The 25,214-nt window shown below is 69.3% G+C and carries 22 protein-coding genes, 1 tRNA gene and 1 pseudogene; 3 read left to right on the top strand and 21 right to left on the bottom strand.

What is annotated here, in order from left to right; genetic code table 11:
* Positions 1-72: 72 nt before the first annotated feature.
* The 5 genes and pseudogenes from ACIBGM_RS19945 to ACIBGM_RS19925 all read right to left on the bottom strand — a co-directional run.
* Positions 73-426, bottom strand: a pseudogene (locus ACIBGM_RS19945) (branched-chain amino acid ABC transporter permease); the annotation flags it as partial.
* Positions 427-511: 85 nt separating this feature from the next.
* Positions 512-1,741, bottom strand: coding sequence for a branched-chain amino acid ABC transporter substrate-binding protein (locus ACIBGM_RS19940; RefSeq protein ID WP_360535675.1), 1,230 nt, complete (start codon positions 1,739-1,741; stop codon positions 512-514).
* A gap of 193 nt (positions 1,742-1,934) precedes the next feature.
* Positions 1,935-2,516: an ANTAR domain-containing response regulator gene (locus ACIBGM_RS19935; protein ID WP_131351947.1), complete on the bottom strand. Its 582-nt coding sequence runs from the start codon at positions 2,514-2,516 to the stop codon at positions 1,935-1,937.
* Between the two features lie 24 nt (positions 2,517-2,540).
* Positions 2,541-3,311, bottom strand: a complete 771-nt coding sequence (locus ACIBGM_RS19930; RefSeq protein ID WP_396386387.1) for a transcriptional regulator — start codon at positions 3,309-3,311, stop codon at positions 2,541-2,543.
* 33 nt (positions 3,312-3,344) lie between these two features.
* A tRNA-Leu gene (locus tag ACIBGM_RS19925) sits at positions 3,345-3,427 on the bottom strand.
* Between the two features lie 187 nt (positions 3,428-3,614).
* Here ACIBGM_RS19925 and ACIBGM_RS19920 point away from each other — a divergent pair.
* Positions 3,615-3,956 (top strand): extradiol dioxygenase, encoded by a 342-nt coding sequence (locus tag ACIBGM_RS19920; protein WP_360535679.1) that lies wholly within the window; start codon positions 3,615-3,617, stop codon positions 3,954-3,956.
* Between the two features lie 45 nt (positions 3,957-4,001).
* Here ACIBGM_RS19920 and pyk read toward each other — a convergent pair whose 3' ends face one another.
* The 4 genes from pyk to gltB all read right to left on the bottom strand — a co-directional run bounded on the left by pyk (position 4,002) and on the right by gltB (position 13,266).
* A complete protein-coding gene (gene pyk / locus ACIBGM_RS19915) occupies positions 4,002-5,456 on the bottom strand; it encodes a pyruvate kinase (protein WP_396386386.1) in 1,455 nt (484 codons plus the stop codon).
* Between the two features lie 156 nt (positions 5,457-5,612).
* A complete protein-coding gene (locus ACIBGM_RS19910; protein WP_360539064.1) occupies positions 5,613-7,166 on the bottom strand; it encodes a metallophosphoesterase family protein in 1,554 nt (517 codons plus the stop codon).
* A 95-nt stretch (positions 7,167-7,261) separates the two neighbouring features.
* Complete coding sequence (locus ACIBGM_RS19905; RefSeq protein ID WP_360522104.1) at positions 7,262-8,728, bottom strand: glutamate synthase subunit beta; 1,467 nt, start codon at positions 8,726-8,728, stop codon at positions 7,262-7,264.
* The gene (gene gltB, locus ACIBGM_RS19900) at positions 8,728-13,266 is read right to left on the bottom strand and encodes a glutamate synthase large subunit (RefSeq protein WP_396386385.1); all 4,539 of its coding nucleotides are present in this window, start codon (positions 13,264-13,266) and stop codon (positions 8,728-8,730) included. Before gltB ends, ACIBGM_RS19905 begins: the two co-directional genes overlap by 1 nt.
* Before the next feature lie 248 nt (positions 13,267-13,514).
* Between gltB and ACIBGM_RS19895 the strand changes: the two genes are divergently transcribed.
* Both ACIBGM_RS19895 and ACIBGM_RS19890 read left to right on the top strand, forming a co-directional pair.
* Positions 13,515-14,330 carry a phosphotransferase gene (locus ACIBGM_RS19895; RefSeq protein WP_360522110.1) on the top strand — a complete coding sequence of 272 codons (816 nt, stop codon included), beginning with the start codon at positions 13,515-13,517 and terminating at the stop codon, positions 14,328-14,330.
* A gap of 328 nt (positions 14,331-14,658) precedes the next feature.
* A complete protein-coding gene (locus ACIBGM_RS19890; RefSeq protein WP_396386384.1) occupies positions 14,659-15,669 on the top strand; it encodes a 1-aminocyclopropane-1-carboxylate deaminase in 1,011 nt (336 codons plus the stop codon).
* Here ACIBGM_RS19890 and ACIBGM_RS19885 read toward each other — a convergent pair.
* The 12 genes from ACIBGM_RS19885 to hisI all read right to left on the bottom strand — a co-directional run bounded on the left by ACIBGM_RS19885 (position 15,666) and on the right by hisI (position 25,182).
* Entirely contained in the window at positions 15,666-16,391 is a 726-nt protein-coding gene (locus ACIBGM_RS19885; protein WP_360522116.1) for a VIT1/CCC1 transporter family protein, read from the bottom strand. The genes ACIBGM_RS19890 and ACIBGM_RS19885 overlap by 4 nt on opposite strands.
* On the bottom strand, positions 16,384-17,463 hold the full coding sequence (lgt, locus tag ACIBGM_RS19880; protein ID WP_396386383.1) for a prolipoprotein diacylglyceryl transferase: 1,080 nt from the start codon (positions 17,461-17,463) through the stop codon (positions 16,384-16,386). The genes ACIBGM_RS19885 and lgt overlap by 8 nt, the downstream gene beginning before the upstream one ends.
* Before the next feature lie 87 nt (positions 17,464-17,550).
* Positions 17,551-18,264 carry a thioredoxin domain-containing protein gene (locus tag ACIBGM_RS19875; protein ID WP_360522122.1) on the bottom strand — a complete coding sequence of 238 codons (714 nt, stop codon included), beginning with the start codon at positions 18,262-18,264 and terminating at the stop codon, positions 17,551-17,553.
* Complete coding sequence (locus ACIBGM_RS19870) at positions 18,261-18,782, bottom strand: MauE/DoxX family redox-associated membrane protein (RefSeq protein WP_360522125.1); 522 nt, start codon at positions 18,780-18,782, stop codon at positions 18,261-18,263. Before ACIBGM_RS19870 ends, ACIBGM_RS19875 begins: the two co-directional genes overlap by 4 nt.
* The gene (locus ACIBGM_RS19865; protein WP_396386382.1) at positions 18,779-19,441 is read right to left on the bottom strand and encodes an SCO family protein; all 663 of its coding nucleotides are present in this window, start codon (positions 19,439-19,441) and stop codon (positions 18,779-18,781) included. Before ACIBGM_RS19865 ends, ACIBGM_RS19870 begins: the two co-directional genes overlap by 4 nt.
* A 7-nt stretch (positions 19,442-19,448) precedes the next feature.
* Positions 19,449-20,273, bottom strand: coding sequence for a tryptophan synthase subunit alpha (trpA, locus tag ACIBGM_RS19860; RefSeq protein WP_396386381.1), 825 nt, complete (start codon positions 20,271-20,273; stop codon positions 19,449-19,451).
* On the bottom strand, positions 20,266-21,477 hold the full coding sequence (gene trpB / locus ACIBGM_RS19855) for a tryptophan synthase subunit beta (RefSeq protein WP_396386380.1): 1,212 nt from the start codon (positions 21,475-21,477) through the stop codon (positions 20,266-20,268). Before trpB ends, trpA begins: the two co-directional genes overlap by 8 nt.
* Positions 21,478-21,552: 75 nt before the next feature.
* On the bottom strand, positions 21,553-22,359 hold the full coding sequence (gene trpC / locus ACIBGM_RS19850) for an indole-3-glycerol phosphate synthase TrpC (RefSeq protein WP_360522137.1): 807 nt from the start codon (positions 22,357-22,359) through the stop codon (positions 21,553-21,555).
* Between the two features lie 13 nt (positions 22,360-22,372).
* The gene (locus tag ACIBGM_RS19845) at positions 22,373-22,627 is read right to left on the bottom strand and encodes an HGxxPAAW family protein (RefSeq protein WP_360522140.1); all 255 of its coding nucleotides are present in this window, start codon (positions 22,625-22,627) and stop codon (positions 22,373-22,375) included.
* 68 nt (positions 22,628-22,695) lie between these two features.
* Complete coding sequence (locus ACIBGM_RS19840) at positions 22,696-23,238, bottom strand: Trp biosynthesis-associated membrane protein (protein ID WP_360522143.1); 543 nt, start codon at positions 23,236-23,238, stop codon at positions 22,696-22,698.
* Complete coding sequence (locus ACIBGM_RS19835) at positions 23,238-24,734, bottom strand: anthranilate synthase component I (RefSeq protein WP_360522146.1); 1,497 nt, start codon at positions 24,732-24,734, stop codon at positions 23,238-23,240. Before ACIBGM_RS19835 ends, ACIBGM_RS19840 begins: the two co-directional genes overlap by 1 nt.
* Before the next feature lie 118 nt (positions 24,735-24,852).
* On the bottom strand, positions 24,853-25,182 hold the full coding sequence (hisI, locus tag ACIBGM_RS19830; protein ID WP_396386379.1) for a phosphoribosyl-AMP cyclohydrolase: 330 nt from the start codon (positions 25,180-25,182) through the stop codon (positions 24,853-24,855).
* Positions 25,183-25,214: the final 32 nt, after the last annotated feature.

Genomic DNA, 25,214 nt, shown 5'->3' with positions numbered 1-25,214 from the left:
GCCGACGTAGTACCCGACTCCGACCGCGATGACGGCGAACGCCACCACGGTCCAGCCCGGCCGCTCGTAGAAGAGCCGGACGAACTCCTGCAGGAACACCGAGATGCCGATCGCGGTGATCAGCGGTGCGAGTCGTGGCGCGTTCCGCAGGGGACGGTACGCGACACGTTCCATCGCCACCGCGGTGCCGACCGACGCGATGATGGCGCCGACGATCATGATCGGCAGGATCCACACGCTGGTCTGACCGTCGAAGAACAACAGATACGTGGTCAGTGCGCCGAACGCACCGATCATGAAGACCTCGCCATGGGCGAAGTTGATGAGCTGCACGATGCCGTAGACGACGGTGTACCCGACGGCGATCAGGGCGTACAGCGATCCCAGCGTCAGCCCGTTCACGAGCTGCTGGAAGAACTGGTCCACGTCGACCTCCCAACTGCCTCAGTTCCGAACATGCCGCGGGGGTGGGAGGATCCGCTCCCACCCCCGAGGCATGAGGTCGACTCGATTACTTGGTCTCGAAGTCCTTGGTCTCGACGGTGGCCCACTTGCCGCCGTCAACCTTGTAGACGGTGAGCACCTTCGAGGTGGTGTCGCCGTACTGGTCGAAGGCGACCTTGCCGGTCACGCCGTCGAAGGAGACCTTGCCCAGCGCCTCGACCGTCTTCTGCCGCGCGGACTCGACGTCGGACGCGTCCTTCAGCGACTCCTTGAGCGCGTTGATGATCGCGTTCGCCGCGTCGTAGGAGTAGCCGCCGTACGCCGCGTACGGGTCCTTGAACCCGGCCGCGTTGTAGTCCTCGACGAACTTCTTCGCCGACTCCAGCTGGTCGATCGGCGCACCGACCGAGGTGGCCAGGTCGCCGTTGCTCGTCGCGCCGCCCAGGCTGATGAACTTCGGGTCGTAGATGCCGTCGCCGCCCATCAGCGGAACGTTCAGGCCGGCTGCCTTCATCTGCTGCGAGAGCGGACCCGCGTTCGGGTACTCACCGCCGTAGTAGACAGCCTGCGGCGCGGACGGCTTGACCGCCGAGATGACGGCCTGGTAGTTCGAGTCGTCCGGGTTGATGGTCTGGGCCGCGACGACCTGACCACCCAGCTTCTTGAACTCCTCGGTGAAGGTGCCGACCAGGCCCTGGCCGTACGCCTTCTTGTCGTGGATCGTGGCGACCTTGGTGATCTTCGCCGTCTCGTACAGGTAGCGAGCGGCGAACGGGCCCTGGACCGCGTCGGTGGTGCAGGTCCGGAAGTAGGTCGGGTACGGCCGCTTCGGGTCGGTCTGCCAGTTCGCGCCCTGGGTCAGACCCGGGCCGGTGTTGGCCGGCGAGACCTGCACGATGTTCTTCGGCGCGAGGACCGGCTGGACCTGCTGGCTGACGCTGGTGTTCAGCGTGCCGACGACGCCGATCACGTCAGCGTCCGACGACAGCGCGGTGGCCGCGTTCTTGCCGACGTCCGGCTTCGCCTCGTCGTCCTTCGCGTCGACCTCGAGCTTCCACCCGGGAATCGCGTTGGAGTCATTGGCCTGCTTCACCGCCAGCTCGACGGAGTGCTGGATACCCAGACCCAGCGCCGACAGGTCTCCCGACAAAGGCGCGATCACGCCGATCTTGGCGGTCTTCGTCGCTTCGCCGGAGCCCCCGCCACCGTCGTCGCCACTGCGTGAACCGCAGGCAGTCAGGGCCAACGACGCAACGATCAGCGACGCGCCGACCCGTACTACGGAACGCTGTTGCACTGTTCCTCCCATGTCTGGATAGTCCGAGCAGATCCCCGGACTCCCGCGAATGCCGCGAGCACCCGCAGGTTAGACCTCCCATGGCTCCTGAGGCGATGTCACGCAGCGTGTGTTGTGAGGTCGTTACAGCGGTAAGCACCGTGAGTGCCGGTGATTGCTGTACGCCCGCTGGACGCCCGACGCGGAGAGTGACTCAGTCGCTACCGCCTGCCTCGTCAACGACCAACTCCGCGACCTGACGCATGGAAACTCTTTTGTCCATGGCGGTTTTCTGGATCCACCGGAACGAGTCCGGCTCGCTCAATCCGAACTTCGTCTGCAGGATCGACTTGGCCCGGTCCACCAGCTTGCGGGTCTCCAGCCGCTCGGCCAGGTCGGCGACCTCACGCTCCAGCTCGGCGAGCTCGACGTACCGGGATGCGGCGATCTCGATCGCGGGCAGCAGATCGGCCTTGGAGAACGGTTTCACCAGGTACGCCATGGCACCGGCGTCGCGGGCCCGCTCGACCAGCTCGCGCTGCGAGAACGCGGTCAGCATCAGCACCGGCGCGATCCGCTCGCCGGCGATCTTCTCCGCCGCGCTCAGCCCGTCCAGCTTCGGCATCTTGACGTCGAGGATGACCAGGTCGGGCCGATGCTCGGTGGCCAGCCGGATCGCCTCTTCCCCGTCGCCTGCCTGCCCGACGACGTCGTACCCCTCCTCGGCCAGCATCTCGGCCAGATCCATCCGGATCAAAGCCTCGTCCTCAGCGATCACCACACGCTTAGCAGTCACGCCCACACCTTATCGATCCCGCACTCAGGCCTTCGGACCGACAAAGCTGTCGAGCATCTCCACCGCCGCTTTCCGGCTCACCGCGATCGCATTCCGCCTCGGCTGCCGCCAGGGAATTCCAAGCATGTCGAGCGTCTGGGTGAGGATGTTCCGGATGTCGCCGGACTCGTTCGTGAACATGTAGCGCGCATAGTAATAGCGCCTTCCGTCCGGCTTGCTCGCCCAGTTGACGAACCGGCAGCCGTCGGAGTGGAACAGCCCGCGCAGCAGCTTTTCGGGATACCTGGCAACAATCTCCGACTGCCACGCCAGCAGTTCGATCTTGCGCCGATGCTTCATCCCCGGCCCGTGCTGAGGGAACAGACACGGCCAATGCTTCCACCGTGCCTCGATCCGGACCGCCGCCGACCCGCCCCGCAGACACGGACTCGCAGTCGGCTTCACCCGCCGGATCGTCTCCGCAATCTCCTGGTTGAGCTGCGGGTACTTCTGGTCGTTGGCGATCTGCAACGTGAAGACATCCCGACGCGCCCGCGCGATACACCCGTCGCCGAGGTACCACCCGAGCAGCAGCGCGTACGCCGCCTCGTCCAGCTCAGCCCCGTCGCACCGAGGACACGGTGTGCCGGCGAACCCGCTCCCCCGGGGAAGCCCGCGCCGCTGATACAGCCGGCGCCACCGCCGGATCGTGGTAATCGCGACGCCGTGGATCTCAGCGTTCGCCCGATCGCCGACGCCCTCGTCCGACATCCGCAGCGCGGAGTCCACCGTTTCCTGCGACCTGAAGTGGGGCATGCCACATGGTCACGCCAGGCACCGACAAATTTGTGCCGGGTGTGGGATTCGAACCCACACGCCCTTGCGAGCAACGGATTTTGAGTCCGTCGTGTCTGCCATTCCACCAACCCGGCAAGGTTGCAGGAGAACTGTATCCGCTCCCGAGCCACTTCCGCTCATCGGCCCGCCGAACACTCTCCGTAGCCACGCGCCCTCCGGGGATGACTGCCATGTCTCAGCCGGTGCCCGAACGGGAAGCAGACGTCTGCGCGTCGATCGACGAAGATGACGGGCGGAGGAGACGCAGGAAAGGAGCGGGAGATGTTCAGTGGGGCGCACGTGATCATCTACAGCGCGGATGCGGAGGCTGATCGGGGGTTTCTGCGGGATGTGCTCGGGTTTCCGTACGTCGATGCCGGGGACGGGTGGTTGATCTTTCGGTTGCCGCCGGCGGAGGTTGCTGTGCATCCGACCGATGGTGAGGGGCGGCATGAGTTCTATTTGATGTGTGAGGACATCGAGGCGCTGCTCGCCAGGCTGGAGGTGGCCCCCGAGGTCACCGAGGCGGGGTGGGGGCGGCTGGCGATGATTCCGTTGCCGAGCGGGGCGAATCTCCCCGTGTACCAACCGCTCCACCCGGTCGCCTTCGACCTATCCAACTGAAAGCGGGCGGTCAGCTGACCGCCCGCTTCCTGCCTGGATCTCTGCCTACCTGGTTTCGGGGTTGCGGTAGGCGGGGGCGATGCCTTCGATGGCGTCGCCCATGCGGTGGACTCGGAGGGCGTTGGTGGAGCCGGGGATGCTGGGCGGCGAGCCGGCGACGATGACGACGATGTCGCCCTTGTCGAGCTTGCCGAGCTCGAGAAGGCGCTGGTCGACCTGGCGGACCATCTCGTCGGTGTGGTCGACGGTGGGGACGATGTGCGTCTCGATCCCCCAGACCACGCTGAGCCAGGCGCTGACCGACGGGACCGGGGTGAACGCGAGCACCGGGATCTCGGTGCGGTAGCGGGCCAGCCGGAGAGCGGTGTCACCGGACTGGGTGAACGCGACCAGGAACTTCGCGTCCAGCCGCTCGGCCACGTCCGCGGCGGCCCGGGCGATCACGCCGCCCTTGGTGCGCGGCTCCCACTCGATCTCCTTGAGCCGGCTGAGGCCGTGCTGCTCGGTCGACGAGACGATCCGCGCCATCGTCTTCACGGTCTCGATCGGGAACCGGCCGACGCTGGTCTCGCCGGACAGCATCACCGCGTCGGCGCCGTCCAGTACGGCGTTCGCGACGTCGGACGCCTCGGCCCGGGTCGGGCGCGGCGCGGAGATCATCGACTCCAGCATCTGGGTGGCGACGATCACCGGCTTCGCGTTCAGCCGGGCCTGGTCGATGATCAGCTTCTGGACGATCGGGACCTCCTCGAGCGGGAGCTCCACGCCGAGGTCGCCGCGGGCCACCATGAACCCGTCGAAGGCCTCGATGATCTCGTCCAGGTTGGCCACCGCCTGCGGCTTCTCGATCTTGGCGATGACCGGGACCCGCAGGCCCTCCTCGTCCATGATCTTGTGCACCAGCTGGACGTCGGAGGCGTCCCGGACGAACGACAGCGCGATCATGTCGGCCGGCAGGTGCAGCGCCCAGCGCAGGTCCTCGGCGTCCTTCTCCGACAGCGCCGGCACGCTGACCGCGACGCCGGGCAGGTTGATGCCCTTGTGGTTCGACACCGGCCCGCCGACGGTGACCCGGCAGACCACGTCGGTCTCGGTCACCTCCTCGGCGACCAGGGCGATCCGGCCGTCGTCGATGAGCAGCTGGTCGCCGGGCTTCACGTCACCGGGCAGACCGTCGTACGTCGTACCGCAGATGGTCGCGTCGCCGGGAACCTCCCGGGTGGTGATGGTGAAGCGCTCGCCGTAGGTCAGCGTGACCTTGCCTTCGGCGAACTCGGCCAGCCGGATCTTCGGCCCCTGCAGGTCGACCAGGATGCCGACGTTCTGGCCGGTCTCGGCCGCTGCGGTGCGGATCCGCTGGTAGATGCGCTCATGCTCGGCATGGGCACCATGGCTCAGGTTGAGCCTTGCGACGTCCATACCTGCTTGGACGAGTTCCAGGATGCGCTCAGGGGCGGCCGTAGCCGGGCCGAGCGTACAAACGATCTTTGCGCGACGCACGTCACAAAACCCTACTCCTACAAACCACTGTGCCCGCTGGTCCGCCCCCATTACTGGACAGTTAACAGCTCGTGACGAGTGCTGGACAGGAAGGAAAGAGCGCCTTCGGCGAGGTGGGACGAGGGCTGATGACCGTTGGGCGCGGAGGCTGAATCGTCAAGAAGGCAAGGGGGTGTAGGCCCCGACAGTCACCTCGCCGCTGAGCTCCGCGGTGACGGACTGCAGGCCGATCGGCCGGCCGTTCGAGTAGGTGATGAGGGTGACCTCACCCGGCCGGCGCAGCGTGTAGCCCAGTGCGAAGGCGTACGCCGCTCCCCCGGTCGTCCCGTTCGTGTACGTCGTCACCGGCAGACCGTTGACCACCTTGTGCTCCGGCCCGACCTGCCGGTGCAGGTGTCCCGACAGCAGCAACGTCGCGCACCCACGCTCGGCGGTGTCGGCGAACGACGAGGGGTCGTGGACGACGAACGTCGAGATCCGCTTGTCCTCCGCCTGCTCGCAGGCGACGTCGGCGAGCCGCTCGGACTGCTCGGCGATCGTCTCCTCCCCCGGCGAGTCGGCGCTGCCGAGCCCGGTCCGGGTCGGGTCGCTGTCACCGAGGAACCGGATCCCCTCCACCTCGACCGGCTTGCTGTCCAGCACGGTGAACCCGTTCTTGCGCATCGCTTCCTCGATGTGCCCGCCGGCGTCGTGGTTGCCGGCCACCGCGACCACCTTGAGGTCGCGGAAGTGCTGGGCCAGCGAGTTGATGCTGAACACCTCCCACGACTGCCCGGACGACGTGTCGTCGCCGGCGTCGATCAGCACCTTCGCGCCCGCGACCCTGGCCACCTCCGACGCGAACCGGTCGATGCCGATGTTGTCGTGCCGGTCCGACACCAGCAGAGCGACGGTCTCACCCTCTCCTGCCTGCCGAATCCGGCCGCCGGCCCGGCCGACCCGCTCCTGCAGCCGGCCGTAGAACTCGGTGGAGCGCTCGTACGTCTCGACCGCCGTCCGGATCACGCCAACGCCGCCGGTGGTGGAGAACCCGGACGCGACCTCGACACTCTTCAGCCGCTCGTCGAAGGACAGCTCGGGCAGCAACTGGTGCAGCGGCCGCCACTCGGTCGGCGGCACCTCGGCCGGCCGCATCCGGCCTGGTCCGAAGATCGACGCGATCGTGATCAGCATCGCGACCAGTACGACGATCGCCCGGTGCTCGAACCGCCGTTCGTGCTTGTGCACCAGATCCCACAGCTCACGCCGGCGGCGAGCACCGAGAGCGGTCCAGACCGTTGCCACCACGACCGCGACCAGCAGGCCGGTCCCGGCGCCGGCGACCGCGTTGTCGACCGCCATCTCCGCGATCACCTGCTGGATCCGGGCGATCTCACCATCGGGCTGGGAGGCGATCAACGCGTCCCGGTTGAGCAGCTCGGTCAGGTTGTCGGCGTCGGTCTCCTGGATGTCGATGTTGACGCCGATCCCCAGCGGGGCGTTGGTGGACAGCCGCAGCCGCGGCAGTACGGCGCCCAGGTCGAGCGTCGCGTGGCCGTCGAAGGTCGGCGAGACGGTGGCGGCGTGCGCGCCGATGGTGACCCGCTCGGAGTCGTTCGCGAAGCCGAACAGCCCGACCCCGACCGAGGTGATCAGGAAGAGCAGGCTGAGCCCGGCCCACGGTGCGATCGCACGGAGCCGGGCTCTGGTCACCAGGCGGCGGCTAGCCATGGGACAACCGTATTGGTCGAGGCAAGCCCTTGCACCTCGAAAGGCCGCGGGCCGCAGGCAACGATTCGTTGCCTGCGGCCCGGATCATCGTTCCCTCAGACGGCCAGGGGGCGGGCTGTGGGTGGGATGGGGGTCGGCAGGGTCGACGAGCCGGTGAGCAGGGTGTCCACGCCGTTGGCGCAGGAGCGGCCCTCGGCGATCGCCCAGACGATCAGGGACTGACCGCGGCCGGCGTCGCCGCAGGCGAACACACCCTCGACCGAGGTGTGGTAGTTCTTGTCCCGCTTCACGTTGCCGCGCTCGTCCAGCTCGACGCCGAGCTGCTCGAGGAAGCCCTCGCGCTCCGGGCCGAGGAAGCCCATCGCGAGCAGCACCAGCTGCGCCGGGATGGTCCGCTCGGTGCCCTCGATCGGCGTGAACTTGCCGTCCCTGAGTTCGACCTCGACCAGGTTCAGCCCGGACACGTTGCCGTGGGCATCGGACTCGAAGTTGACGGTCGAGACCGAGTACACCCGCTCGCCGCCCTCCTCGTGCGCCGAGGCGACCCGGTAGATCATCGGGTACGTCGGCCACGGCTGCCCGGCCGGCCGGTCCTCGCCGGGTCGCGGCATGATCTCCAGCTGGGTGACCGAGCGGGCGCCCTGCCGGTGCGCGGTGCCGAGGCAGTCGGCGCCGGTGTCACCGCCGCCGATGATCACGACGTCCTTGTCAGTGGCAACGATCTGCCCGGCCACGGTCTGGCCGAGCGCGACCCGGTTGGCCTGCGGCAGGTACTCCATCGCCTGGTGGATGCCGCCGTACTCCCGGCCCGGCACCGGCAGGTCGCGGGCCGCGGTCGCCCCGGTCGCGATGACGACGGCGTCGTACCGCTGCTTGAGCTGGGTCCCGGTGACGTCCACGCCGACGTTGACGCCGGAGCGGAAGACCGTGCCCTCCTCCTTCATCTGCTGGATCCGGCGGTCGACCTGGAGCTTCTCCATCTTGAACTCGGGGATGCCGTAGCGCAGCAGCCCGCCCGGGGCGTCGGCCCGCTCGTAGACGGCGACGGTGTGACCGGCGCGGGTCAGCTGCTGGGCGGCGGCCAGGCCGGCCGGGCCGGAGCCGACGACGGCGATCGTCTTGCCGGTCAGCCACTCCGGCGGCTGCGGCTTGACGTCACCGGTGTCCCAGGCCTTGTCGATGATCGCGACCTCGACGTTCTTGATCGTGACCGGGTCCTGGTTGATGCCGAGCACGCAGGACGTCTCGCACGGCGCCGGGCAGAGCCGGCCGGTGAACTCCGGGAAGTTGTTGGTCGCGTGCAGCCGCTCGATCGCGCTCGACCAGTCGTCGCGCCAGACCAGGTCGTTCCACTCCGGGATCAGGTTGCCCAGCGGGCAGCCGTTGTGGCAGAACGGGATGCCGCAGTCCATGCAGCGGCCGGCCTGCTTGGTGATGATCGGCAGCAGCGCCTTGCCGGGCCCACCGGGGTAGACCTCGTTCCAGTCCTTGACCCGCTCGTCGACCGGGCGCCGCCCGGCGACCTCCCGGCCGGTGGTCAGGAATCCCTTCGGGTCAGCCATCAGATGGCCTCCATCATCGCTCGCGTGGTGGCGTCCTCGTCCAGCCCGTCCCGCTCGGCGGCCGCCTTGGCCGCCAGCACCCGGGCGTAGTCGCGGGGCATCACCGTGGTGAACCTGGCAGCGGCGGCCGGCCAGTCGGCGAGCAGCTTGGCCGCCCGTTCCGAACCGGTCTCCTCGTGGTGCCGCCGGACCAGGTCGTGCAGCAGTTCGGACTCGTCCTCGGTGACCGGGTGCAGGTCCACCAGGTCCGGGTTCACCAGGGAGTGGTCCAGGTCGAGCACGTGGGCCACGCCGCCCGACATGCCCGCCGCGAAGTTCCGGCCGACGGCGCCGAGTACGACGACGCGCCCTCCGGTCATGTACTCGCAGGCGTGGTCGCCGACCGCTTCGACGACCGCGGTGGCGCCGGAGTTCCGGACGCAGAACCGCTGGCCCGCGCCGCCGCTGATGAACAGCTCGCCGGACGTCGCGCCGTACGCGATGACGTTGCCGGCGATGATCTGGTCGGCGGCGTCGAACCGGGCCCGGCGGTCGGGCCGGATCACCACCCGGCCACCGGACAGGCCCTTGCCGACGTAGTCGTTGGCGTCGCCCTCGAGGCGCAGCGTGACGCCGCGCGGGACGAAGGCGGCGAACGAGTTGCCGGCCGACCCGGTGAAGGTCAGGTCGATGGTGCCGTCGGCCAGGCCGACGGACCGGTACCGCTTGGTGATCTCGTGGCCGAGCATCGTCCCGACGGTCCGGTTGACGTTCCGGATCGGCAGCTGCGCGCGCACCGGCTCACCGGTCTCCAGCGCCGGCTGGCAGATCCGGATCAGCTCGTTGTCGAGCGCCTTGTCCAGGCCGTGGTCCTGCTCGACGGTCCGGTGCAGCGCGGCGCCCTCGGGCAGCGCCGGCACGTGCAGGATCGGCGACAGGTCGAGGCCGTCGGCCTTCCAGTGGTCGACCGCGCGCCGGATGTCCAGCACCTCGGCGTGCCCGATCGCCTCGTCCAGCGTCCGGAAGCCGAGCTCGGCCAGGTACTCGCGGACCTCCTCGGCGATGAACTCGAAGAAGTTCACCACGAACTCGGGCTTGCCGGAGAACCGGTCGCGCAGCACCGGGTTCTGGGTGGCGACGCCGACCGGACAGGTGTCCAGGTGGCAGACCCGCATCATGATGCAGCCCGACACCACCAGCGGCGCGGTGGCGAAACCGTACTCCTCGGCGCCGAGCAGGGCCGCGACGATCACGTCCCGCCCGGTCTTCAGCTGGCCGTCGGTCTGGACCACGATCCGGTCCCGCAACCCGTTCAGCAGCAGGGTCTGCTGGGTCTCGGCCAGGCCGAGCTCCCACGGACCGCCCGCGTGCTTCAGCGAGGTCAGCGGGGACGCACCGGTGCCACCGTCGTGCCCCGAGATCAGCACCACGTCCGCGTGCGCCTTGCTGACACCGGCGGCGATCGTGCCGACGCCGACCTCGGAGACGAGCTTCACGTGCACGCGCGCCTGCGGGTTGGCGTTCTTCAGGTCGTGGATCAGCTGGGCCAGATCCTCGATGGAGTAGATGTCGTGGTGCGGCGGCGGCGAGATCAGGCCGACCCCCGGGGTCGAGTGCCGGGTCTTGGCGACCCACGGGTACACCTTCGGGCCGGGCAGCTGCCCGCCCTCGCCGGGCTTCGCGCCCTGCGCCATCTTGATCTGGATGTCGTCGGAGTTCGTCAGGTACTCCGAGGTGACGCCGAACCGGCCGGACGCGACCTGCTTGATCGAGCTGCGCCGGTTCGGGTCGTACAGCCGGTCCGGGTCCTCGCCGCCCTCACCGGTGTTCGACTTGCCGCCGAGCCGGTTCATCGCGATCGCGAGGGTCTCGTGCGCCTCGGCGCTGATCGAGCCGTAGCTCATCGCACCGGTGGAGAACCGCTTGACGATCTCGCTGACCGGCTCGACCTCCTCGACCGGGATCGGCTCCCGGTCGGACTCGAAGCCGAAGAGGCCGCGCAGCGTCATCAGCCGCTCCGACTGCTCGTCGACGCGGGCCGTGTACTGCTTGAAGATGTCGTAGCGCCCGGTCCGGGTGCTGTGCTGCAGCCGGAAGACGGTGTCCGGGTCGAACAGGTGCGGCTCGCCCTCACGACGCCACTGGTACTCGCCGCCGATCTCCAGTTTGCGGTGCGCGGCCAGGATGCCGTCGGCCGGGTACGCGCGCAGGTGCCGGCGCCGGACCTCCTCGGCGATCGTGTCCAGCCCGATCCCGCCGAGCTTGGACGACGTACCGGTGAAGTAGGTCTCGACCAGCTCCGGCGCCAGGCCGGTCGCCTCGAAGATCTGGGCGCCCGTGTACGACGCGACCGTCGACACACCCATCTTCGACATCACCTTGAGCACGCCCTTGCCGAGCGACTTGACCAGGTTGCGGACCGCCTGCTCGGGCTCGATCCCAGGCAGGTAGGTGCCCTGGCGGCACAGGTCCTCGACCGACTCCAGGGCCAGGTACGGGTTGATCGCGGCCGCGCCGTAGCCCATCAGCAGGGCGACGTGGTGGACCTCGCGGACGTCACCGGCCTCGACCACCAGGCCGACCTGGGTGCGGGTCTTCTCCCGGACCAGGTGGTGGTGGACCGCGGCGGTCAGCAGCAGCGACGGGATCGGCGCGCTGTCGGCGTTCGAGTGCCGGTCGGACAGCACCAGGATCCGGGCGCCGTCCTCGATCGCGGCGGTCGCCTCGGCGCAGATCGCCTCGAGCCGTGCCTTCAGCGCCTCGCCGCCGCCCTCGACGTCGTACACACCGCGCAGCACCGTGGTCGCCAGGCCCGGCATGTCGCCGTCCAGGTTGATGTGGCGCAACTTGGCGAGCTCGTCGTTGGTGATCACCGGGAACGGCAGCACCACCTGGCGGCAGGACGCCGGGCTCGGGCTGAGCAGGTTCGCCTCCGGGCCGAGCGAGGACGACAGCGAGGTGACGAGCTCCTCGCGGATCGCGTCCAGCGGCGGGTTCGTGACCTGCGCAAACAGCTGCGCGAAGTAGTCGAACAGCAGCCGCGGCCGCTCGCTCAGGACGGCGATCGGCGTGTCGGTGCCCATCGACCCGATCGGCTCGGTGCCGGTCCTGGCCATCGGGGTGAGCAGGACTCGCAGCTCCTCCTCGGTGTAGCCGAACACCTGCTGGCGGCGGGTGACCGAGGCGTGGCTGTGCACGACGTGCTCACGCTCGTGCAGGTCCTCGAACCGGATCAGGCCGGCGTGCAGCCACTCGTCGTACGGGTGCTCGCCGGCGAGCGCGTTCTTCACCTCGGAGTCGGTGATGATCCGGTGCGCGTCGACGTCGACCAGGAAGATCTTGCCCGGCTCGAGCCGGCCCTTCTCGGTGACCGTGGCCGGATCGATGTCCAGCACGCCGGCCTCGGACGCGAGTACGACGAGACCGTCCTCGGTGACCCAGTAGCGCGACGGGCGCAGGCCGTTGCGGTCCAGGACGGCGCCGACCTTCGTGCCGTCGGAGAAGACCACCGACGCCGGGCCGTCCCACGGCTCCATCAGCGTCGAGTGGAACTCGTAGAACGCCCGCCGCTGCGAGTCCATCGTGGTGGCGTTCTCCCACGCCTCCGGGATCATCATCAGCATCGCGTGCGGGAGCGACCGGCCGCCCAGGTGCAGCAGCTCCAGGACCTCGTCGAACGACGCCGAGTCGGAGGCTCCCGGCGTACAGATCGGGTAGAGCTGCTCCAGGTCGCCCGGGATCAGGTCGCTGGCCAGCAGGGCCTCGCGGGCCCGCATCCAGTTCCGGTTGCCCTGCACGGTGTTGATCTCGCCGTTGTGGGCGATGTACCGGTACGGGTGGGCCAGCGGCCAGGACGGGAACGTGTTGGTGGAGAACCGCGAGTGCACGACGCCGATCGCGGAGGCGAGGTCGGGGTCGGTCAGCTCGGGGAAGAACTTGTCCAGCTGGTCCGTGGTCAGCATCCCCTTGTAGGTGATGGTCCGGCCGGACAGCGACGGGAAGTACGTCTCGGTGTCCTTCTCGGCGCGCTTGCGCAGCCGGAAGGCCATCCGCTCCAGCGCCAGGCCGAGCACCCGGCCCGCCTTGGCGGCGACGAACAGCTGCTTGAAGGTCGGCATCACCGAGCGGGCGGTGGCGCCGAGCAGGTCCGGGGTGGTCGGGACGTCACGCCAGCCCAGGACGGCCAGGTTCTCCTCCGCGGCGAGCTCCTCGATCCGGGCGATCGCCTTGGCGGCGTCGTCCGGATCGGCCGGGAGGAACGCGATACCGGTCGCGTAGCTGCGCTGCACCGGCAGCTCGAACTCGCACACCTTGCGGTAGTACGCGTCCGGGATCTGGATCAGAATGCCGGCGCCGTCGCCGGAGTCCGGTTCGGCGCCGGAAGCGCCGCGGTGCTCGAGGTTGCGCAGGGCGGTCAAGGCCTTCGCCACGATGTCGTGGCTGGGTTCACCGGTCAGGGTCGCGACGAAGGCGACACCACAAGCGTCGTGCTCGTGCTGTCCGTCGTACAGACCCTCGCTCGGGCTCTGCCTGATCGTGAAGGGCGGGCGACCAATCATTCAGGAGCTCCCGTCGTCCTACGGTCAACAACTGGCCGCGGGACAACATTGGCCCAAGCCGGGAGTCCCGAGACTACCTCATGACGCCCGACAGATGGACTTCCATTCCACCGTCACCACGCCCTTCTCACCCACAGTAAGCAAGCGCTCACTACCAGCCTCTATCTTCCCAACAACCCCGGGCCCGAACCACCCACCACCCCCAAAATTCACCTACTGAGACAGCCCGGCGCTGGTAAGCCATGCCCATGACCTGGCAGCCCTCTCGTTCATGGCGTCCGCTGACAACCGGCACCGTCCAGGCGACCGGTGGTGTCTGGCTCACCGGTGACGGTCAGGTGGTCAAGCGCCTCGTGCCCGGCGTGGAGGACCCCAGGCACCACGGCTACTGGCGACGCCAGGCGCTGGTCGCCTCGTCCGGTGTCGTCGCCAGCACCCCGGGTCTCCGTTCACCCGTGTGTCTGGGCGTCGAGCAGGACGCGAGCGGCATCACCCTGCGCATGGCCCGCGTGGAGCCTGTCGTGTGGTCTGGAGAGGCTCTGGCAGGCGCTCCAGGCCGGTTTGCGCGCGGGAAGGTGGCAGAGCCCTCGTGGGATGCGCGGAACGTACTGCGAGACCGTCTGACGACCGTAGAACGACGAGGCGGCTGGTCGGCCCTCCCCCGCCACCCGGCGACTGATGCCTTGTGGGTACGACGTGCCGCCGCACTGGACGTGCTGGACACGCTGCCACGCGTGCCAACCCACGGCGATGTCCATCCGGTGAACCTGCTGGGTCGCACCGGGGATGACGTACTGGCTATCGACTGGGAGCAGTTCGGCCTCAGCCCAGCCGGCTTCCACCTCGGCTACCTGCTGCTGGCCGTCGACACACCACTGGACGAGCTGCTGGCCGCTCAGGGTGGCGACCTGGACGCCGTACGACGTGGGGCCGTCCTGGTGGCGGCGTACACGGGCGTGTCGCGAGCCGCGTGGTCGCTGACCCGGCCAGCCCCCCGGCATCACCTCGACACGTTTGAGCAGCTGCTCCCCGTCATCGAGGAGGCCGCCCGCATCATCGCGTGATCCTCCGCGCATCCCCGCCCCATCCACCCGGGTGCATCGAGTTGTGGGGAATGGCTCGGCTGGGCCGGAAATCCAGACCAGATTTCACAACTCGACGCCCAGGCGAAGCCGGAAGGCCGACTGCCCGAGATGCGGACCGGGGGGCCGTGAACAGGCTATTTACTGTGCGACCCCACCAGATGGTGTTCACACTCGCAACTCCTGCCCCGATTCCAAGCCCGAAGCACACGCCCCGACTCCATATCCCGGCCACAGCCCCGATTCGCGCTCCCGTAGTGCGGGGGTCTGGGCGAAGATGGGGCCGTGGGGTCGAGATTTGGAGGGGCACATGCCATTAGGTGACTTTCCGCGGTATCCGTTGTTGTTCGGGCCGAGTCCGGTGCATCCGCTGGATCGGTTGAGTGCGCATCTGGGTGGGGCGCGGGTGTGGGCGAAGCGGGAGGACTGCAACTCGGGGCTCGCGTACGGCGGGAACAAGACGCGGAAGCTGGAGTACCTCATCCCGGACGCGCTCGCGCAGGGCGCGGACACGCTGGTGTCGATCGGTGGCTACCAGTCCAACCACACCCGGCAGGTCGCCGCAGTCGCCGCGAAGGTGGGCCTGAAGGCGGTGCTGGTCCAGGAGAACTGGGTGGACTGGCCGGACGCGCTCAACGACCGGGTCGGCAACATCCTGCTCAGCCGGATCATGGGCGCGGAGGTCCGGCTCGACCCGGCCGGCTTCGGGATCGGGTTCAAGGACAGCTGGAAGCAGGCGCTGGCGGACGTCGAGGCTCGGGGCGGCACGCCGTACGCCATCCCCGCGGGTGCGTCGGACCACCGGCTCGGCGGGCTCGGGTTCGCGCAGTGGGCCTACGAGGTCGAGCAGCAGGAGCGCGAGCTCGGCGTCTTCTTCGACACGATCGTGGTGTGCGCGGTGACCGGGTCGACCCAGGCCGGGATGATCGCCGGCTTCGCTGGACAGGACCGGCCGCGACGGGTGATCGGCATCGACGCCAGCGCCAAGCTCAAGGAGACCCACGACCAGGTCGCCCGGATCGCCCGCGCGACCGCGGAGCTGATCGGGCTCGGCCGGGACCTACGCGACGACGAGATCGTCGTCCTCGAGGGCTGGGCCGGCGACCTGTACGGCGTCCCGGTGCAATCCACCCTGGACGCGATCCGGCTGACCGGGGAGCTCGAGGGGATGATCATCGACCCGGTCTACGAGGGGAAGTCGATGGCCGGCCTGATCGACCTGATCCGGAACGGCGAGATCGCCAACGACTCCAACGTCCTCTACGCCCACCTCGGCGGCCAGCCCGCGCTGAACGCCTACAGCGGATTGTTCAGGGCCTAGCCGATGCCCGGGCCGACGAGGGTGCCGACGAAGTAGGTGAGGGCTGCGGCCAGGCCGCCGAGGATCAGTTGGCGGAGGCCGGAGTACCACCAGGAGCGGGACGTGACGCGGGAGACGACCGCGCCGCAGATGAACAGGGCGCTCAGCGACAGGACCAGAGCGGGTACGACGCTGCCGGCGCCGAGGAGGTACGGCAGCAGCGGGATGAACGCGCCGACCGCGAAGCAGATGAACGACGTCGCGGCCGCGACGAGTGGGTTCGGCAGGTCGTGCGGATCGATGCCGAGCTCTTCGCGGACGTGCTCCTCGAGGGCCTGGTCCGGGTCGGTGTGGAACTGCTTGGCGACCTTGCTGGCCAGGTCCGGGTCGAGGCCCTTCGCGCGGTAGGTCTCGGCGAGCTCGATCTCCTCGTCGAGAGGGTGCCGCTGGATCTCCTTGCGCTCCAGCTCGATCTCGGCCCGGGCGAGCTCGCGTTGCGAGGCGACGGAGGTGTACTCCCCCGCCGCCATCGAGAACGCGCCCGCGGCCAGGCCCGCGAGTCCGGCCAGCACGATGAAATGCGAGCCGGACTCGGTGCCGCCGTCCATGCCGGCGATCAGGGCGAAGTTCGAGACCAGGCCGTCCATTGCTCCGAAGACGGCGGGTCGTAGCCAGCCGCCGTTCACATCCCGGTGGGTGTGGTCGCCGCGATGCTCGGGAGAAACTGCAGGACCGTCAGTCACGAGCCCCATCTGATCCGTTGCTCGACTCCGCCGGCTGCCTGGTGGCCTCGGCAGCCGGCCCTGCCTCGGCGGAGCCTTCCGAGCTCCGCTCGGGAGCTGCGGAGGTAGCCGCGTCGTGCTCCGACGACCCGGTGGGTTCGGTGGTGTCGACCGGCGTTGTGCCGTTTTCCGGTTCGTCGGTCAAGTCCGTCGACTCGGCGTCCTCGGTGGGCTGGCCGGCGGCGGGGCCGGTGGAGATGTCTTCCTGGCCGGGGTACTTGACGGCGCTGATCGCGAAGGCGACCACCGCCAGCACGAACAGGACGAACGAGGTCCAGACGTTCAGCCGGAGGCCGAGGAAGTGGTTGACGGTGTCGATGCGCATGTTCTCGATCCAGGCGCGGCCGGCGGTGTAGGCGGCGACGTACAGGAAGAACGCGCGGCCGTGGCCGAGGGTGAAGCGCCGGCCGGCCAGGATGATCAGCGCGATCACGCCGACGTTCCAGAGCGCTTCGTACAGGAACGTCGGGTGGAAGGTGGCGAAGTCGGCGTACCCCTCGGGCCGGTGCGCGGGGTCGATCTGCAGGCCCCACGGCAGGTCGGTGGGCTTCCCGAACAGCTCCTGGTTGAAGTAGTTGCCGAACCGCCCGAAGATCTGGGCCAGCGCGAGCCCGGGCGCCATCGCGTCGGCGACCGCCAGGAACGGCACCTTGGCCCGCCGGCAGGCGATCCAGGCGCCGAGCGCGCCGAACCCGATCGCACCCCAGATGCCGAGCCCGCCGTTCCAGATCTTCAGCGCGTCGATCGGGCTCTTGCCGGCGCCGAAGTACAGCTCGGCGTCGGTGATCACGTGGTAGATCCGGGAGCCGACCAGCCCGAACGGGATGGCCCAGAACATGATGTCGGCGAGCACCGTCGGCGAACCGCCGCGGGCGACCCACCGGCGGCGGCCGAGCCAGTAGCCGGCGAAGATGCCGGCCAGGATGCACAGCGCGTACGCGCGGATCGGCAGCGGACCGAGATGCCAGACACCCTGGCTCGGGCTGGGAATGGACGCCGGAACCATCACGGCGGAGATCAGACTAGACGGCATAGTAATCATGGCAAGCAGGAACGCTACTCGACCGTCCCCACCGCGGCCAGGAACCCGGGGTCACGATGGGGACTCGGTGCGTGAGCCTCAGCCGGCCGCCGCGGCCTCGTCGACGGCCTTCTGCAGGCCCTCGGCGGTCAGGTTGTCGGCGTCCAGCTGCTTGTCGTTGACGTAGACGGTCGGCGTCCCGGTCACGCCGCGGTCGTCGGCGGCCTTGGAGACGGTGTCGAGCCAGCCGGCGTAGCTGTTGTCCCGGACCGCCTGCTCGAACTTCGCGTCGTCCAGGCCCAGCTGCTTGCCCAGCTCGATCAGCTGGTCGGTGGTCCACGACTTCGAGAAGTCGGCGTACAGCTCGTCGGCGTAGCTCAGCGCCTTGCCGTTCGCGGCCGCGGCGGCGAACGCGTTGGCCAGCCGCGGCGAGGCGTCCGGGTTCACGAAGGTCAGCGGCCAGTAGGTCAGCGTCGCGGTGCCGTCCTGCACCAGCTTGTCGACGGTCGCGCCGGTCTCCTCATGGAACTCCGCACAGTGCGGGCAGCGGAAGTCCAGGTAGATGTCGATGTGCGCCTTGGCGCCTTCCGTGCCGACGGTGACGCCCTTGCCGGACGTGCCCGGGCCCTGGATCACGGCCGGCTCGGGGCGGCCGTTCGAGCTCACCTCGACCTTCGAGTGGCTGCGCCAGTACTGCACGCCGACACCGCCGGCCAGGGCGAGCACCAGCACGATCACCACGACGATCCCGGGCGAGATCCACCGCTTCTTCTGCTGCAGCAGCGGGTTCACGGGGGTTTTGGTCTTGCTCACGACGCCGGGGCTCCTGTCGGGGGTGTGTGCGGATCGGACTCGAGGGCGAACTTACTCACCGGGTTCAACCACAGCCAGGCTGCCAGCAGCAGCAGGCCGACGTCCCGCAGGATCTCCTGCAGGTACTTCGTGTCACCCGGGGCGACCTGCCCGCCGCCACCGAAGCAGCCGCAGTCGATCGCCAGGCCGCGCGCCCAGGCGGAGGCCACCGCGGCAATGAACACGACCATGAAAACACCCGCGGCGACCGCCGCGGCGCGGACACCGAAACCGACGATCAACAGCAACCCGATCGCGATCTCCAGGAACGGCAGTCCCCACCCGATCGGGGCGACCAGCGCCTCCGGCAGCAGCTCGTACGCGCGGACCGCCTGGGACGCGGTCTCCGGATCGGTCACCTTCAACGCGCCGGCCACCAGCATCACACCGCCGAGCACCAGCCGCGCCGCCAGCGAAACCCACGGAAACCAGGACCGGTGCTTCGCACGGAAAGAAGAAGAAGTTGAAGGGGCCGTCACTGGTTGTCCTCCACCAGCTTCCCGAAGTCGTGGGCGAGGTCGCCGATGGCGGCGTTCGACAACCACAGCACGCTCGCCTTGTCGGTCTTCCCGAAACCGAGCACCTGCGCACCGTGGCCGACCTCGTAGCCGCCGGACGGCAGCTTCTTCATGCCTTCCACCGGTACGCCGACGGCCTTGGCGATGTTCTTGATCTCGGTCAGCGACCCGGTCAGCCCCACGAAGGCCGGGTCGAAACGGTCCAGGTACTTGCGCATCACCGGGCCGGTGTCACGGGACGGGTCGGTGGTGATGAACAGCACCTGCACCTGGTCCCGCACCGACTCGTCCAGCTTGGTCAGCGCGGACGCCACGTCGGCCATCACGGTCGGGCAGACGTCCGGGCAGTTGGTGTAGCCGAAGAACACCAGCGTGACCGGCTTCTTGGTCGAGGTGACCAGGTTGAACGGGTTGCCGCCGGTGTCGGTCAGGGTCTGCGCGGGCATCGCGTACGGCCGGTCCAGCGTCGCCCCGCGCAACCCGTTCGGGTCCTGGGTGGTGCGGATGACCGCGCCACCGGGGTTGTCGGCCTGTTCCTTGTCCTTGCCGCCGCTGCAGCCCGTGAGGGCGAGCAGAGCCACCGCGGCGAGCAGAAGGGCCGCGTTCCTGGTTCGACTCACGGCGTGTTCAACGACCGGCGGCCGCGCGGGGTTCCCGTCGGACACCCGCTGCCAGGTCCTCGGTGAGTGCGCGGACGGCGGCCGGGCCGCCGTCCCCGAGCGCCTTGACGAGCGCCGCGCCGATGATCGCCGCGTCCGCGAACGCCGCCACCCCGGCCGCCTGGTCACCGTTCGAGATCCCGAGGCCGACGCCGACCGGTACCTCGGTCGCCGCTTTCACCCGGGCCACCAGCGGCGCCGCGAGCTCCGACGGCTTGTCCCGCGCACCGGTGACGCCCATCACAGCCGTTGCGTAGACGAAGCCGCGGCAGGCGGCCGTCGTCATCGCGATCCGCTCGTCGGTGGACGACGGCGAGACCAGGAACACCTTGTCCAGCTCGTGCTTGTCCGCCGCGGCGATCCACTCCGCGCCCTCGTCCGGGATCAGGTCGGGCGTGATCAGCCCCGCTCCCCCGGCGCTGGCGAAGTCGGCCGCGAACCGGTCCACGCCGTACCGCTCGATCGGGTTCCAGTACGTCATCACGAGCACTGGGACGTCGGAGTACGCCGCGATCTTCTCTACCGTGCTCAGCACGTCCCGGGTCCGCAGGCCCGCGGCGAGCGCGATCTCGGTGGCGCGCTGGATGGTGACGCCGTCCATCACCGGGTCGCTGTACGGCAGGCCGAGCTCGAGTACGTCGGCGCCGCCGTCGACCAGCGCCTTCAAGCCGTCCAACGCACCGTCGTACGTCGGGTAACCGGCCGGCAGGTACCCGACCAGGGCGCCGCGGCCGGCGTCGTTCGCCTTCCGGACCGCGACCCCGGCCTTGCCGAGGGCAACGAGCTCACTCACGTCCGGTCTCCTTGCCGGCCAGGCCGAACCAGGAGGCGGCCGTGTCCATGTCCTTGTCGCCGCGGCCGGACAGGTTCACCAGAATGGTTGCCTCCGGCCCGAGCTCCTTCGCGATGTCGAGCGCGCCGGCAACCGCGTGCGCGGACTCGATCGCCGGGATGATGCCCTCGGTCCGGGACAGCAGCCGGAACGCGTCCATCGCCTCGGCGTCGGTGATCGGCCGGTACGTCGCCCGGCCGGTCTCGGCCAGCCACGCGTGCTCCGGCCCGACGCCCGGGTAGTCCAGCCCGGCCGAGATCGAGTGCGACTCGATCGTCTGGCCGTCCTCGTCCTGCAGCAGGAACGACCGGGCGCCGTGCAGTACGCCGACCTGCCCGGCACTGATCGTGGCCGCGTGCCGGCCGGTGTCGAAGCCTTCGCCGCCGGGCTCGATGCCGTACAGCTTCACGTCCTCGTCCGGGATGAACGCTGCGAACAGGCCGATCGCGTTCGAGCCGCCGCCGACCGAGGCGACCGCGGCGTCCGGAAGCTTGCCGAGCAGCTCGAGCGACTGCGCCCGCGCCTCGTCGCCGATCCCGCGGACGAAGTCGCGGACCATCGCCGGGAACGGGTGCGAACCGGCCGCCGTGCCGAGGATGTAGTGCGTCTTGTCGACGCTGGCGACCCAGTCCCGCAGCGCCTCGTTGATCGCGTCCTTCAGGGTCCGGCTGCCGGTCTTGACCGAGATCACCTCGGCGCCGAGCAGCTTCATCCGGGCCACGTTCAGCGCCTGCCGCTCGGTGTCCACCTCGCCCATGTAGACCACGCACTCGAGGTCCAGGTATGCGCAGGCGGTCGCGGTCGCGACACCGTGCTGGCCGGCGCCGGTCTCCGCGATCACCCGGGTCTTGCCCATCCGCTTGGTGAGCAGCGCCTGGCCGATCGCGTTCCGGATCTTGTGCGCGCCGGTGTGGTTCAGGTCCTCGCGCTTCAGCAGGATCCGGGCACCGGCCACGTCCGACAACCGGGTCGCGTCGTACAGCAGGCTCGGGGCGCCGATGTACTGGTTCAGCATCCGCTCGAACTCACCGGTGAACGCCGGGTCGGCCATCGCCTCCCGCCACGCCGTGGTGAGCTCGTCGAGCGGCGCGATCAGCGCCTCCGGCATGAACCTGCCGCCGAAACGGCCGAAGTGCCCGAACTGGTCGGGCAGCACAGTTGTCATCCGTAAAACTGCCTTCCGAAGACCCGTCGCCCGCAGGCACGGGGTGATCTGCCCGGCCGGCCTGCGGCTGGGGTACTAGTGGCGCTGCTGAATGGCGGGGTGCGATCCGGCAGCGACCAGGTCGGCGACCGAGGCGCGGGGATCGCGGCCGGTCACCAGGGTTTCACCGACGAGGACGACATCGGCCCCGGCGCGCGCGAACTCGATTACATCATGCGGACCGCGGACCCCGGACTCCGCCACCCGGATCAGCTGCGACGGGATCGTCGGCGCGATCCGGGCGAAGGTGTCCCGGTCGACCTCGAGGGTCTTCAGGTTCCGGTTGTTCACGCCGATCAGCTGAGCTCCGGCGTCCACCGCACGCCGGGTCTCCTCCTCGTCGTGCACCTCGACCAGCGGGCACAACCCGATCGACTGGGCCCGCTCGATCAGCGAGACCAGCGCCTCCTGCTCGAGCGCCGCGACGATCAGCAGCACCATGTCGGCGCCGGCCGCGCGGGCCTCCCAGAGCTGGTAGGAGGAGACGATGAAGTCCTTGCGCAGCACGGGTACGTCGACCCGGCCGCGGACCGCCCGCAGGTCGTCCAGGCTGCCGTTGAACCGGCGCTGCTCGGTGAGCACCGAGATCGCGGCCGCGCCGCCCTCCTCGTACTCCCCCGCCAGCGCAGCCGGGTCGGTGATCTCGGCCAGCTCGCCCTTGGACGGGCTGGAGCGCTTCACCTCGGCGATGATCGCGATCCCGTCGCCGCGGAAGATCGGCATCGGGTCCTTGGCGTCCGGCTTGCGCTGCGCCTCCAGCTTGAGATCGTCCAGGCTGACCCGCGCCTGGCGCTCCGCGAGGTCCTCCCGGACCCCGGCGAGGATGTCGTCAAGCACAGTCATGTTCGTGGTCTCCTCAGTGGTGGCCGTCGGCCGGGACACCGAAGCCCAGCAGCTGCATCACCTTGCCGGTCAGCGCGCCGAGCACGGCGATCCCGACCGAGATCCAGAACAGCAGCCAGTTCGGCCCGAGCACCATCGCGATGGCGCCCAGCGTGAAAGCGATCAGCACGATGGTCACGGCGGTCCAGGCCGCCGGGCTGTTGCCGTGCAGGTCGTGAGCCTCCTCGCTCACCGGCGTCACCGGTTGGTCCGCCCCTTGATCTGCCATCGTATTGTCCATGGTTGGCGCCACTCCTCGTCGTCGTCCCGTCCTATTGTGGCGGTAGCCCGCCGCGATCAGAGAGTCGGGTCCTCCCCCGCGTCGATCGCCTTCCACTGATCCGCTCCGTGACCGGCCCCACTCGCCGCCGGATCACGCTCGTACCGGTCCGTAGCACGCCGCCAGCGATGCGCTGTCAGCACCGCGATCAGCCCGGCAGCGACCAACGCGACTCCTCCCGCCAGCGCGAACCAGGGCGCAACTCCGTTGCTCAGCACGACGCTGTCGGTGACCGCCTGGCTCAGCTCGGGCCGGATCCGGCTCAGCTCGTCCGTGTCCGGCCGCACCTGCAGGGCGACACCGATCGCGGCGATCCCCATCAGCAGGACGAGCGCGCCCAGCACGCGGCGTAGCGCCGTACCGGCGAGTTTCATGACGACCACGGCGACCACAGAGGCCAAGGCGAGCGTCACTGGCGCCTTGGTGACCGTGTAGCCGTTGAAGTCCACCACCGGGCGCCCGCTGCCCGGGTCGGCCGACGACCAGGTCAGGTACGCCGACAACGCGAGCAGAGCCAGCGCCGCGAGGGTGCAGAGGTCAACGAGTCGCTGCGATCGCATCAGACATCACTGAAGGTTCCTGCGACTGCGATCGCATTGAGCACGGCGGCCGCCTTGGTCCGGCACTCCGCGTCCTCCGCGGCCGGGTCGGAGTCGGCCACGATGCCCGCACCGGCCTGCACGTACGCCGTCGTGCCGCGCAGCACCGCGGTCCGGATCGCGATCGCGGTGTCGGCGTCACCGGCGAAGTCGAGGTAGCCGACGACACCGCCGTACACGCCGCGCCGGGTCACCTCGAGCTTGTCGATGATCTCCATCGCCCGCGGCTTCGGGGCCCCGGACAACGTTCCGGCCGGGAAGGCGGCGGTCAGCGCGTCGAACGCGGTCTTGCCGGCCGCCAGCTGCCCGGTGACCGTCGACTCCAGGTGCATGACGTGGCTGTAGCGCCGGACGTCCATGAAGTCGACGACCTCGACGGTGCCCGGCGCGCAGACCCGGCCGACGTCGTTGCGGCCGAGGTCGACCAGCATCAGGTGCTCGGCCCGCTCCTTGGCGTCGGCCCGCAGCTCCTCCTCCAGTGCGTGGTCCTCCTCCGGCGTGGCACCGCGGCGGCGGGTGCCGGCGATCGGGTGCAGGATCACCTTGTTCTCGGTGACCTTGACCAGCGCCTCCGGGCTGGATCCGACGATGTCGAACCCGTCCAGGCGGACCAGGTACATGTACGGGCTCGGGTTCGACCGGCGGAGCACGCGGTAGATGTCCAGCGCGCTCGCGGAGGTCTGCAGCTCGAACCGCTGCGACACGACGATCTGGAACGCCTCGCCGGCCCGGATCTCCTCCTTGGCGTGCTCGACCGCCTGCCGGTACTCCGCGCTCGACCGCTGCCGGTGCGGCTCGGGCTCCGCGGCCCGGTCGGCGCGGACGACGTACGACGGGGTCGGCCGGGCCAGGTCGGCCTCCATCGCGTCCAGCCGGCGGACCGCGTCCGCGTAGGCCTCGTCGACGCGCTCGTCGGAGTCGTCCCAGTTCACCGCGTTCGCGATCAGCCAGATCTCGCCGGTCTCGTGGTCGAGCACGGCCAGGTCGGTGGCGAACAGGAACGTCAGCTCGGGCAGGCCGAGATCGTCGGTCGTTGTGTCCGGCAACCGCTCCAGCCGGCGGACCGCGTCGTACCCGAGGAAGCCGACCATGCCGCCGGTCAGCGGAGGCAGACCGGGCAGTCGGGGCGTGTGGAGGATCTCGACCGTCTCGCGGAGCGCCTGCAGCGGGTCACCGTGGTCCGGCAGGCCGACCGGCGGGTTGCCGGTCCAGACGGCCTGGCCGTCGCGCTCGGTCAGCGTCGCGGCGGACCGGACGCCGATGAACGAGTAGCGCGACCAGACACCGCCGTTCTCGGCCGACTCCAGCAGGAAGGTGCCTTCGCGCTCGGCGGCGAGCTTGCCGTACACCCCGATCGGCGTCTCGGCGTCCGCGAGCAGCCGCCGCGTCACCGGGATCACCCGACGGTCCTTGGCGTACTCGCGGAAGGTCTCGATCACCGGGTTGGCGTCGGTCATGGGGCCTCCCGGCCTGGACTGAGGAGTGGAGGGAGCGAAGCGACCGGAGGGACGAGGGAAGGCCGGGAGTCAAAGCCCCATGGCCCTGCCGGCGCCGAAGGCCCGGCCAAAAGCACAGTCACGGCTTGACCTCGATCTCGCCGTGCTCGAAGCAGTTCCGCGTCCCGGTGTGGCAGGCCGGACCCTCCTGGTCGACCAGGACCAGCAGGGTGTCGGCGTCGCAGTCGACGAGGATCTGCTTGACGTGCTGATGATGGCCGCTGGTCTCGCCCTTGACCCAGTACTCCTGCCGGCTGCGGGACCAGAACGTGCTCCGCTTGGTCTCCACGGTACGGCGTACCGCCTCGGCGTCCATCCAGCCCACCATCAGGACCTCACGCGTGTCGTACTGCTGTACCACTGCCGGGATCAGCCCGGCCGCGTCGAAGGTCAGCTCGTCGATACTCACCCGCCTATTGTCCCCGATGCCGGGTGGCCTTC

This window comes from Kribbella sp. NPDC050470, assembly GCF_044458365.1.
Classification (GTDB): Bacteria; Actinomycetota; Actinomycetes; order Propionibacteriales; family Kribbellaceae; genus Kribbella.
This window is presented reverse-complemented; position numbering and strand designations above follow the sequence as displayed.